The 11,374-nt window shown below is 67.9% G+C and carries 9 protein-coding genes and 1 riboswitch; of the genes, 5 read left to right on the forward strand and 4 right to left on the reverse strand.

Translation table 11 applies throughout. The features are described 5' to 3' along the window. Positions 1–21: 21 nt before the first annotated feature. From glgA to QN152_09435, 5 genes are all read left to right on the forward strand, one after another. A complete protein-coding gene (gene glgA / locus QN152_09415) occupies positions 22–1,491 on the forward strand; it encodes a glycogen synthase GlgA (GenBank protein MDR7539730.1) in 1,470 nt (489 codons plus the stop codon). Positions 1,492–1,571: 80 nt separating this feature from the next. Further along, complete coding sequence (galT, locus tag QN152_09420) at positions 1,572–2,603, forward strand: galactose-1-phosphate uridylyltransferase (protein ID MDR7539731.1); 1,032 nt, start codon at positions 1,572–1,574, stop codon at positions 2,601–2,603. A 209-nt stretch (positions 2,604–2,812) separates the two neighbouring features. After that, on the forward strand, positions 2,813–4,843 hold the full coding sequence (locus tag QN152_09425) for a cellulase family glycosylhydrolase (GenBank protein MDR7539732.1): 2,031 nt from the start codon (positions 2,813–2,815) through the stop codon (positions 4,841–4,843). Positions 4,844–4,917: 74 nt separating this feature from the next. After that, complete coding sequence (locus QN152_09430) at positions 4,918–5,985, forward strand: mechanosensitive ion channel family protein (GenBank protein MDR7539733.1); 1,068 nt, start codon at positions 4,918–4,920, stop codon at positions 5,983–5,985. Then, a riboswitch (cyclic di-AMP (ydaO/yuaA leader) is annotated at positions 5,984–6,119 on the forward strand. Its footprint overlaps the gene before it by 2 nt. A gap of 81 nt (positions 6,120–6,200) precedes the next feature. Next, on the forward strand, positions 6,201–8,558 hold the full coding sequence (locus tag QN152_09435; protein MDR7539734.1) for a bifunctional alpha,alpha-trehalose-phosphate synthase (UDP-forming)/trehalose-phosphatase: 2,358 nt from the start codon (positions 6,201–6,203) through the stop codon (positions 8,556–8,558). A gap of 9 nt (positions 8,559–8,567) precedes the next feature. Here QN152_09435 and QN152_09440 read toward each other — a convergent pair whose 3' ends face one another. From QN152_09440 to QN152_09455, 4 genes are all read right to left on the reverse strand, one after another. Beyond that, positions 8,568–9,446: a YihY/virulence factor BrkB family protein gene (locus QN152_09440; GenBank protein MDR7539735.1), complete on the reverse strand. Its 879-nt coding sequence runs from the start codon at positions 9,444–9,446 to the stop codon at positions 8,568–8,570. 15 nt (positions 9,447–9,461) lie between these two features. Beyond that, positions 9,462–10,205 carry a methyltransferase domain-containing protein gene (locus tag QN152_09445; GenBank protein MDR7539736.1) on the reverse strand — a complete coding sequence of 248 codons (744 nt, stop codon included), beginning with the start codon at positions 10,203–10,205 and terminating at the stop codon, positions 9,462–9,464. A gap of 138 nt (positions 10,206–10,343) precedes the next feature. Continuing rightward, entirely contained in the window at positions 10,344–10,808 is a 465-nt protein-coding gene (arsN2, locus tag QN152_09450) for an arsenic resistance N-acetyltransferase ArsN2 (GenBank protein ID MDR7539737.1), read from the reverse strand. A 13-nt stretch (positions 10,809–10,821) separates the two neighbouring features. Continuing rightward, positions 10,822–11,187, reverse strand: a complete 366-nt coding sequence (locus QN152_09455) for a metalloregulator ArsR/SmtB family transcription factor (GenBank protein MDR7539738.1) — start codon at positions 11,185–11,187, stop codon at positions 10,822–10,824. Between the last annotated feature and the right edge of the window lie 187 nt (positions 11,188–11,374).

Raw genomic sequence — 11,374 nt, forward strand, 5'->3', positions numbered from 1 at the left:
CCGTGCTATAAGGGGGTGGCCGTGAAGGTCCTCTATGCCGTCTCGGAGGCCGTTCCCTTCGTCAAGACTGGCGGCCTGGCCGATGTGGGCGGTGCACTTCCTGCAGCCCTGGCGCGGATGGGACACGACGTGCGTCTGGTCCTGCCGCGCTACCGGGCCGTCGCTACTGCCGGACTCACCCCGCGGTTTCCCCTGCGCCTTTCCCTGGGAGAGGGCACCATAGAAGGCGCGGTGCTGGAGGGGCGCGCTCCCTCCGGCGTCCCGGTCTTCTTCATCGAGTGTCCCCCCCTGTTCGACCGGGAGGGCCTCTACGGGCAGGATGGGGTCGACTACCCTGACAACCTGCTGCGCTTCGCCTTTTTCAGCCAGGCCGTGGTCGCTGTCGCCGCCCAGGCGCACCAGCCGGAGGTGATCCACTGCAACGACTGGCACACCGGCCTGGTGCCGGCCTACCTGCGGCTGCGGGAGCGGGCGCGGCAGCAGGGCGCGTGGCCGACGCTGTTCACCGTGCACAACATCGCCATGCAGGGCATTTTTCCCTCCGAGCAGTTTCCCCTTCTGGGTCTGCCGCGGGAGTTCTTCAGCCCCGAGGGGCTGGAGTTCTGGGGGCAGGTGAACTGCCTGAAGGCGGGGCTGGTCTATGCCGACCTGCTGAGCACCGTCAGCGAGACCTACGCCCGGGAGATCCAGACGCCGGAGTTCGGGGCGGGGCTGGAAGGCGTGCTGGCCTCACGGCGGCATGATCTTCATGGTGTGCTCAACGGCGCGGACTACACCCAGTGGGACCCGCGGGTGGATCCCTACATCCCCGTGCGCTACGGTCCCGAGGATCTGGAGGGGAAGCGGGCCTGCAAGCGGGCGCTGCAGAAGGAATCTGGGCTGGAGGTCCTGCCCTACGCGCCGCTGCTGGCTATGGTCAGCCGGCTCACCGACCAGAAGGGCTGCGACCTGGTGGCCGCGGTGCTGCCGGCGCTGGTGGAGCGGGGGGCACAGTTCGTCCTGCTGGGGATGGGCGAGCCCCGCTACCACGCCCTCTTCACCCACCTGGCTCGCCAGTACCCGCGGCAGATCTGTGTCGCCATGCGCTTTGACGAGGCCCTGGCGCACCGCATCGAGGCAGGAGCAGACATCTTCCTCATGCCCTCGCGCTTCGAACCTTCTGGCCTGAACCAGCTCTACAGCATGCGCTACGGGACGGTGCCGGTGGTGCGGCGCACCGGAGGGCTCGCCGACTCGGTGACGGACGCCACGGAAGAGACTATCCGCGCCGGCGTGGCCACGGGTTTCGTCTTCGACGCCTACGACCCCCTGGCGCTGCTGGGCGCGCTGGATCGGGCCCTGGAGGCCTTTCGCGACCCCCTGATCTGGCGGCGGATCCAGCTGGCCGGGATGCGGGCGGACTTCTCCTGGGAGCGCTCGGCCCAGCGGTACCTGGCCTTGTACGAGCAGGCGGTGGGCAGAAAGGTAGGGGGTCTGGCTGCCGGCAGCTAGGACGTGGGCGAGCCGGAGGCGCGAACGGGTGGATCCGCACCCGAGGCGCAGTTCCTTCGAGGAGTGGAGGTGGTATCGCCTTGCCTGAGCTGCGCAAGGATCCCATCACCCGGCGCTGGGTGATCATCGCCACGGAGCGGGCGGCGCGGCCGACCGACTTCCTGGGGCAGTTTGGCCAGGAGCCGACCGACCGGGACCGTTGTCCCTTCTGCGAGGGCCGGGAGGCGCAGACTCCCCCGGAGATCTTCGTCCTGCGGCGGGAAGGGACGTCGCCCAACAGTCCGGGGTGGTGGGTGCGGGTGGTGGCCAACAAGTATCCCGCGCTGCGTATCGAGGGCGACACGGCCCGCACCAGGGAGGGGATGTTTACGCGGATGGATGGGGTGGGCGCCCACGAGGTGATCATCGAGACCCCGACACACGACACCCACCTGGCGCTGCTGCCGGAGGAGCACATAGCCGATGTTATCCGCGCCTACCAGGAGCGCTACCTCGACCTGGACCGCGACGAGCGCTTTGAGTACCTGTTGCTGTTCCGCAACCACGGGCGCGCCGCCGGGGCTTCTCTCTCCCACCCCCACTCCCAGCTCATCGCCCTGCCCATGGTGCCCAAGCGCACCAGCGAGGAGATGGAGGCGGCGCAGCGCTACCTGGAGCGGCAGGGGACCTGCGTCTACTGTGACCTGCTGCGCCAGGAGCTGGCCGCCGGGAAGCGGGTGGTTCACGAGAACGCTCACTTCGCGGCGGTGACGCCCTTTGCCGCCCGCTTCCCCTTCGAGACGTGGGTCGTGCCCAAGGAGCACCAGGCCTCCTTCGGCGCCATCTCCCCCCCGCAGGTCCCCGCCATGGCCGCCGCCCTGAAGACGGTGTTGCTGAAGCTGGCCGTCCTCCTGGGCAATCCGCCGTACAACTACATAGTGCACACCGCGCCCTACACCGCGCCCCAGGCTCCGGCCTACCACTGGCACCTGGAGATCATGCCCCAGCTGGTGCGGACGGCAGGATTCGAGTGGGGCTCCGGCTTCCACATCAACCCCGTGGCCCCCGAGGACGCAGCCCGCTTTCTGCGGGAGGTGGAGGCGCGGCCGGAGGTGCCCGCGCCCGGCCCTTGATCCCCTCACCGGGATTCTCCTGGCGGGGAATACGACGCGGCTCAAAGCACGCACCTTCTGCGCTAATAGCCCTCTTCTGCCTGGTAGCGCAATCCTTTGCGCAGGAGGGATGGTTCCCCACTCCGGTGTTCTGGGACGACGCCCGGCCAACCGTGACGCACGTGGGACGGCTGGTTCTTGATCCTCCTGCGGGAAAACGTGGGTTCGTCATGGTTGAGGGCGAGGGGTTTCGATTTCAGGACGGGACTCCTGTCAAGTTCTGGGGTGTTAACCTGTCAGCGGGGGCAAACTTTCCCCAGCACGAGGTCGCAGAACAGGTTGCTGCCCGCCTTGCCAAGCTGGGATTCAACCTGGTCCGTCTGCATCACATGGATTCGGCCTATGAGCCGAGGGGCATATGGGACAGGAACTTCACGGACACAAGGCACATCAGTCAGGAACAGCTCGAACGGTTAGATTACCTCATCGCGCAGCTGAAGTCCAGAGGGATCTACGTTGACCTGAACCTCCACGTCGGCCGCCCCTTCGCGGTGGCGGACGGAGTCGTGGAAGCAGCGCTCATCCCCAGGCTGGGCAAGTTTGTGACCCTGTTTGACAGGCGGTTGATCGACCTGCAGAAGGAGTATGCGAAGCTAATTCTCACCCACCGCAATCCATACACAGGCAGGGTCTACACCGACGAGCCAGCGATTGCCTTAGTCGAGCTGACGAACGAGAACTCCCTTTTCGCTGGCTGGCTCAGCGGCGCGCTGGACAGAGAGGAGCTGGCATCGACGCGGCCGGAGGATCCATGGCGGGGTCCCCTTCCACCCTCCTACCGGAGGGAGCTGGATGCGCTGTGGAACACGTGGTTACTGGATCGGTACCGTACCCGCCAGTCGCTGGAGGCTGCTTGGCGCCCGCAGGAGGTGGGGGAGAGCGGGCTAAGGGTGGAAGAGGATCCTGCCCGGAGTACGGTCGGCAGGACCCCCTGGGCGGAACGAGAACGGGTGTCCGCGGCACGTCTTGCCGACCTGGCCAGATTCTACGCCTGGGTCGAAGCCGCCTACTTCCGGGAGATGATCAGCTATCTGCGGAAGGAAGTCGGTTTGAAAGCACCCATCACCGGAACGAACAATTATTATGGGCTCCCCAGCATCCTGGCCCAATCCGCTGCGGACTACATGGACACCCACGGGTACTGGGACCACCCCACGTTTCCGGGGCGTCCGTGGGATCGTACGGACTTTCGGATCACCAATCGATCGCTGGTCCTCACCCCTGCGCTGATGCAACGTTCTGCCTTCAACTCCAGTCCCATTCCTCGTTGGACGCTGTCGGCAGTGTGCGGCAGGCCTCTCACCGTGAGCGAGTGGAATCAGCCATTCCCCAACGTCTACGAATACGAGATGCCCCTCCTGGTGGCCGCGTACGGTGCGTTCCAGGGGTGGGACGGCCTTTTCGCCTACACCTATCGGCACGACAGGGAGAACTGGGGTCGCCAGGGGATCACGGGGTGGTTTGACCTGGATGCGAACCCGGTCAAGCTGGCTCTTCTCAGCATCGGGGCTCTTCTCTTCCTCAGAGAGGATGTCAGCCCAGGGAGGCAGACGGTGAGGCTCGTGCATGAAGAGGCCGAAGTGTTCCGATCGTTCCGGCAGATGGGTGGGACGCCCAGTTACGGTCCTTCCGGGCTGCCGATGACAATTGCCCTGGAGCACCGCGTCTGTCAGATGTTTGTCCCGGGACGTCCCGGCCAGCCTGAAGGGGAGTCCCCTCCCATGGGGCGTGATCCCTTCACCTCCGATACGGGTCAACTCATCTGGGATGCTGAGGTGGGGATGGTCCAGGTCGATACCCCCAGAACGCAGGGTGCCGTTGGATTCCTGTCGCGAAAGCCGGTGGTCCTTCAGGACGTACAGATCCGATCGGAAACCGACGCGGCAATTGTCATTACGTCTCTGGACGGCAGGCCGCTTGAGCGGTCGCGGCAGATGCTCCTCGTCGCCGCGGGGGGACAGATGAACACGGGGCAACAGTGGCGCAGTGACGGCAGAGGTCTGGCCACCTGGGGCACCGGTCCTGTCCTCCTGCAGCCCGTCCGTGCGGCCATTACCGTGTCGGGAGCGAATCGCCTTCAGGTCTTCGCCCTGGACGGACGAGGGGACCGGTTGGCGGAGGTGCCTGTCGTCTGTTCCGGATCTCGGTGTAGCTTCTCTATCGGTTCATCCGGTGCCGTATGGTTCGAGCTGGCCCGGTAGTACCTCTGGCGGCAGCTTGAACCGCTCCACGAACCCGTGCAAAAGCTGCGCGACCGCAGAATGGAGGTGCTGTCATGCCGTTATGGGAGTCGGTGCTCTGGCAAAACAGGGTAAGCGCCTGGGTCGCCGCGCTGGCACTGGCGGTGGGGCTGGCCGCCCTGCTGCTGCTCGCCCGCGGTTTGACCGTCCGCTGGCTGCGGCGCCTCGCCGAGCGCAGCCGTACCCGGGCGGCCGACCTGACGGTAACCCTGGCCGGCCGGACCCACGTCCTCTTCCTCCTGGCCCTGGCGGTCTATGCGGGGGCGGCGCTGCTCACGCTCCCGGGGCGGGTGGAGCGGGTGCTCACCGTGACCCTGCTGGTCGCCTTCCTGGTTCAGGTGGCGCTGTGGGGCACCACGCTGATCTCGCTGTTGGTCTCCCAATACGTGCAGCGGGCCGCCGAGGATGCGGTGGCAGCGACTACGGCAACAGCCTTTGGCTTTTTCGGTCGGCTGCTGCTTTGGGTCGTGGTGGCTCTGCTGGCCCTGGACAACCTGGGAGTCGACATCACCACCCTGGTGGCCGGCCTGGGCGTCGGTGGCATCGCCGTGGCCCTGGCCGTGCAGAACATCCTGGGGGATCTCTTCGCCTCCTTCTCCATCGTCTTCGACAAGCCGTTCTCCATCGGGGACTTCATCGCTGTGGGCGACTTCCTGGGGACGGTGGAGCACGTGGGGTTGAAGACCACCAGGGTGCGCAGCCTTTCCGGAGAGCAGATTATCTTCTCCAACAGCGACCTGCTCCAGAGTCGCATCCGCAACTACAAGCGAATGGCCGAGCGGCGCGTGGTCTTCACGCTGGGGGTGACCTACGAGACCCCCTATGAGGAGCTGCGGGCGATTCCGGGCATCGTGCGCCAGGTGATCGAGGGTCAGGCGCAGGCGCGCTTCGACCGGGCCCACTTCAAGGCCTACGGTGACTTCTCCCTGGTCTACGAAGCCGTTTACTACCTGCCCACGCCCGACTACACCACCTACATGGACACGCAGCAGGCCATCAACCTGGAGATCTACCGCCGCTTCAAGGAGCGCGGCATTGCGTTCGCCTACCCCACGCAGACGCTCTATCTCCGGGGCGCGGCACCGGCGGCTGTGGTAACATAATGAATTGGCGCCGAGTCCCGGTATTCCGGGAGCGGGGGACCCAGTGAAGGTGGGGCGCATCTCGCCGCGGGGCGAGTAGGGTAGCTCTCGGCCCGAGCCCGTCAGCTAACCCCGCAGGCAACGAGAGAAGGTGGTCTGGGGAATTGCGGCCCGGGGAGCCTTCTCCGGGCCGCCGCACATCCCGACCCAACGGTCCATGCGGCGCCGCTGCTGCCATGAGTGACACCGGCGTCCTCGTCCTGACCGAACCTGCTGGCCCTCCGCCGGAGGCCGCCACCGCCCGCCAGACCCGTGTGGCTGCGGCTCTGGCCGCCAGGCTCCCCGGGAGGCAGCTGGTAATCGTCAGCAACCGTGAACCCTACGTGCACAGGCGTACCCGCCACGGCGTGGAGGTGGAGCGGCCACCGGGAGGGCTGGTGGCGGCGCTGGACCCGGTGATGCAGGCCCTGGGCGGGGTGTGGATCGCCTGGGGCAGCGGCAACGCTGACCGCGAGGTGGTGGACGAGCACGACCGGGTGGCGGTGCCCCCGGAGCGGCCGCGCTACACGCTGCGTCGGGTCTGGCTGCCCGAGCCGGTGGTGGAGAACTACTACTACGGGTTCGCCAACCAGGCGCTGTGGCCGCTGTGCCACATGGCCGTGGACAAGGCCCGCTTCCGCCGCCGCTACTGGGACGGCTACGTGCAGGCCAATGCCCGGTTCGCCGCCGCGGTGCTGCAGGAGGCTGCGCCCGGCGCGTTCGTCTGGCTGCAGGATTACCACCTGGCCCTCGCCCCGTCCCAGATCCGCCAGCAGCGCCGGGACCTGATCCTGGCCCACTTCTGGCATATCCCCTGGCCGGCCTGGGACGTCTTCCGGGCCTGTCCTGCGGTGCAACGGCGCGCGCTGCTGGAGGGGCTGCTGGGCTGCGACCTGCTGGGGTTCCACCTGGAGCGTTTCCGTCAGACCTTCCTGGAGTGCGTGGCCCGCGAGCTGGAAGCCCACGTGGACGCAGAGCGCGGCACCGTCGACTATCGCGGGCACCGCACGACGGTTGAAGCCTTCCCCATCAGCATCGACGTGGAGCGGTTCGACCGCCTGGCCCGCTCGCTGGCGGCGCAGCAGTGGATGGCCCGCTGGCGCAGCCGGTCGGAGATCGGCCAGCGGCGCATCGCCCTGGGGGTGGACCGTCTGGACTACACCAAGGGGATCCCTGAGCGGCTGCGGGCCATCGACCTTTTTCTCCGTCAGTACCCCCAGTACCGGGAGCGCTTCGTCTTCGTACAGAAGGCGGCACCCAGCCGCACGCGGATCAAGGCCTACCGGGCACTGCAGGATCTGGTAGAGCGGCAGATCGGCGAGATCAACGCCCGCCACGGACGGGACAGGTGGCGGCCGATCATCTATCTCCCTGATCCCATCCCCCCCGCGGCGATGGCCGCGCTGTACCGCCTGGCGGACGTGGCCATCGTCAGCTCCCTGCAAGACGGGATGAACCTGGTGGCCAAGGAGTTCATCGCCTGTCAGGTGGAGGAGCAGGGGGTCCTCCTGCTCAGTGAGCTGGCCGGCGCCGTGGAGGAGATGGCCTACGCCGTGCGCATCAACCCCTACGACGAGGAGGGCTTTGCCGAGGCCCTGGCGCAGGCCCTGGAAATCCCTCCGGGGGAGCGGCAGATCCGCATGCGGGCCATGCGTGCCTACCTCGCCGAGCACGATGTCTACTGGTGGATGGAGGAGGTGGTGGCGGCGGTCTCCCGCCTGCTGGCCCGCCGCCAGGAGCCGCAGCACCTCCTGGAGCACCTGCCCCAGGTGGTTGGCCGTCCCGGCCACCGGCCACCGGTGCTGTTCCTGGACTATGATGGGACGCTCGTGCCCATCGCCGCCACGCCGGAAGCCGCCCGGCCCGCGGCACAAGTCCCCCGGCTCCTGCGGGAGTTGCGGGCCCGCGGCTACCAGGTGGTCATCATCAGTGGCCGCCCGGCCGACGACGTCTATCGCCTGCTGGGCGTGGACGACCTGGACTACATCGGGAACCACGGGCTGGAGGTCCTGCGCGGGGAGCCCCCTCCGGTGGCGCGGACGGCGGAGCAGTTACAGGTGCAGGTCCGCTGGCTGGCGGCGCGCATCCGGGAGCGCCTGGGGGACGTGCCCGGACTGCTGTTTGAGGAGAAGCGGTTCTCCACGGCCATCCACTACCGGCTGGTGGACCCGGCGGCGGCCGACCGGGTGAAGCAGGTGGTCAGCTTTCTGGCGGCCCAGCACCGGCCGTGGGTGGTCCTGATGCGGGGCAAAGAGGTGCTGGAGATCCGTCCCAACCTCCCCTGGGACAAGGGGCGGGCCGCACTGTGGTGGCTGGAGCGTCGCTGCGGGCGGGACTGGCCGCAGCAGGTGATGCCCATCTACATCGGCGACGACCGTACCGACGAAGATGCCTTCGCCGCCCTCGCCGGCGGTGGGGTCACCGTGGCTGTAGCCCCAGAGGGCCCTACGGTGGCCGGGTACTACCTGCGGAGCTGCGAGGAGGTCCTGGACTTCCTCCGTCACCTGGCCACTCTGGGGGGCGGGGGATCAGCGGCTGACCACCTCCTGAGGTAAGAGCGGGGGTCAGCCGCTGCCCACCTCCTGCGGGTAGGGGCGATCGATCTGCGCGGCAAGCTCGGCCCCGAAGAGCAGAATCGCCGCCGACAGGTACATCCACACCAGGAAGACGATGATGCCCGTGAGCGACCCGTACACCAGCTGGTAACGGGCAAAGGTCTGCAGGTACCAGAAGAAGGCGTGCTTGATGCCCTCGAAGAGCGCCCCCGCCGTCACCGCCCCGGCCACGGTGCGTGACCAGGGCAGCCTCACGTTGGGCAGGTAGCGGTAGATCACCAGGAAGGTCAGGCTGCTCAACCCCAGGGGGACCAGGGCGGAGGCCAGCCGCGCCAGCGGAGTGCCGCCGACCGTGGCCATGGCCCGGACCAGCCCAGGAAAGGCCGCCAGCACCTGGAGAAGGGCCGAGGTGAGGAGGGAGAGGAGGATGAAGGCGCCGGCCATTACGATCAGTCCCAGGTCCAACAGCTTCCCCAGGAGGAAGGAGCGGCGGCGCGGCACGCGGAGGAGGCGGTTGAGGGCGTTGCGCAGGGTGGCCGCCACGGCGGTGGCGCTCCAGACGAGGCCGACGATGGCCAGGGCGCCGAACGTGCCCCGCAGGCGGACGGTCTCGGCGACGTTGCGGTCAACGAACTCTGCGGTGGCGGGCGGCAGGTAGTGGGAGAGGGTCTCGGCGATAGCCCGACGCACGTCGATCTCGTTGACCACCAGGCCGGCGGCGGCCACGATGGCCAGCAGCAGCGGGAAGATGGAAAAGAGCGCCGAGTAGGCGATGGCGGCGGCCAGCTCAAACGCCCCGTCCTGCAGGAACCGTTTGTAGGCCTCCGTGACCACCCAGAGCGGCCGGATGCGGGGAAGAGCCGGCGACCGGCTCAGCGAGAGGCGCACGGTCTGCCCATTGTATCAAAGGGCGGCCGGCTTGCGCGCGCGCAGCGTGATGCTGAAAACCTCGCCGCTACCGCGGGCCAGCACCTCCACCGCGGTGAACCCGGCGCGGCGGATGCGCTCCAGGTAGGCTTCCTCGACCTCGGCCCCGTCCACGCAGGCAGCCCACCGCTTCGGGTCCACGGGCGAGCCTGAGGGGCGGGGACGCTGGCGGACCAGGTCGGCCACGACCATTCGGCCCCCCGGCCTCAGGACGCGGAAGGCCTCACGGAACGCCCGCTCCTTGTCCGGCACCAGGTTGAGCACACAGTTGCTGATGACCACATCCACGCTGGCCTCGGGCAGGGGCAGCGCTTCGATCTCGCCCAGGCGGAACTCCACCTGAGGATATCCCAGGCGCGCCGCGTCGGCGCGGGCGCGCCAGACCATCTCCGGAGTCATGTCCACGCCGATAACCCGTCCTCGCGGACCGACCCGCTCGGCTGCGCGCAAGGCGTCAAGACCACGTCCGGAGCCCAGGTCGAGGACCACCTCGCCCGGCCCCAGGTCCGCGGCCTCCACCGGCGAGCCGCATCCCAGCGAGGGGATGCCGGCGAGGTGGGCTTCCTCGGCCAGGAAGGGGTAGCGGCTGTCGACCAGGTCGGCGTCGCGACTGTCGGCGGAGGTGCTGCAGCACTCCTCCACCAGGGTGCCGCAGCAGCCCCGCTCTGCCGCTTTTGCGTAGTAGTCACGCACCACCAGCTTGATGGCGATCTCCTCCACGGACGTTCCTCCTCGTCATTGAAACTCAGAGTCCGCTCTCCTCCGCCCGCAACGTCGCTGTGCCGCCAAGAGGGCACTACCCCCGCGCTTCAGGGCGGCGATGCTTGGACAGCCGGCGCCTGGACAGCCGGCGTCCGGTTAAGGTGTCCCCAGCCGGCGGCGCATGGCTACCGCGGAGGCGCAGCATTCGTCCCCCAGCTCCGCTGAGGCGAAGAGGCGGCGGTCGAGCCTCTCCCTCGCCACCTGGTGGAAGCCCAGGCGGGCGAAGAAGCGTGCCGCCCCAGTGGTCAGCAGGGCCAGTTCGCGCACCCCGCGCCGCCGCGCCTCCGTAACTGCTGCAGCCACCAGCGCCTGCCCCAGCCCGCGCCCGCGGCGCGGCGCCGCCACCGCCACCGAGCGGAGGAGCGCCACGTCGCCGTATATCTCCAGCCCGGCGGCGCCGGCGATCCCCCCACGGTCCTCGGCCACGAGAAACGTCTCCAGGTGTTCCTCCACCCCTGTCAGGGGCAGGCCGGCATCCCGCAGCAGCGCGACGATGGCCTCGTAATCTGCCCTGCGGGCCGGGCGGATCGCCGTGCCAGAAGATCCATCGACAGATGTCAATGCATTTCCTCGCTTAGACCAGTGCCAGCAGCTCCTGCACCAGCCTCTTCACCCCCGGTCTGGCCAGCGGGTAGTAGGCCCGGGTCCCGCGGCGCTGCACCTCTACTAGCGCAGCCTCCCGCAGGACCCGGAGGTGATAGGAGATGGTCGGCTGTCCCAGGTCCAGGGCTGACTCAATCTCGCAGACACACAGCGCCTGGTAACGCACCAGGAAGTGCATGATACGCAGGCGGGCCGGTGCGGCCAGCGCCTGGAGCATCTCCCCCAAAGCCGCCAGGCGCTCCTCGTCGAACCGGGTGCGCGCCGCCTCCTGCTGACAGCCCCCCGGGCAACACGTACGCACATCCCCGGGGATGGCCTTCTCTGCGGTCACCACCATGCTCTCGGCCCTCCGCCTGGTCTGTCAACTTGCGCTGGCAGGATCGAGCCAGTGATCTGAATTGACGGAGACCACTTAAAGCTCTTCTCCGGTGCTGTGTCAAGTCCTTCGGGCAGGGTCGGGCGTGTTAGAATTGCTGCAACAGGTCGGCGTGGTCGCCGCCGGAAGGGACAGAAACCTTTCACTT

This window comes from Armatimonadota bacterium, assembly GCA_031459715.1.
Lineage (GTDB): Bacteria > Sysuimicrobiota > Sysuimicrobiia > Sysuimicrobiales > Humicultoraceae > Humicultor > Humicultor tengchongensis.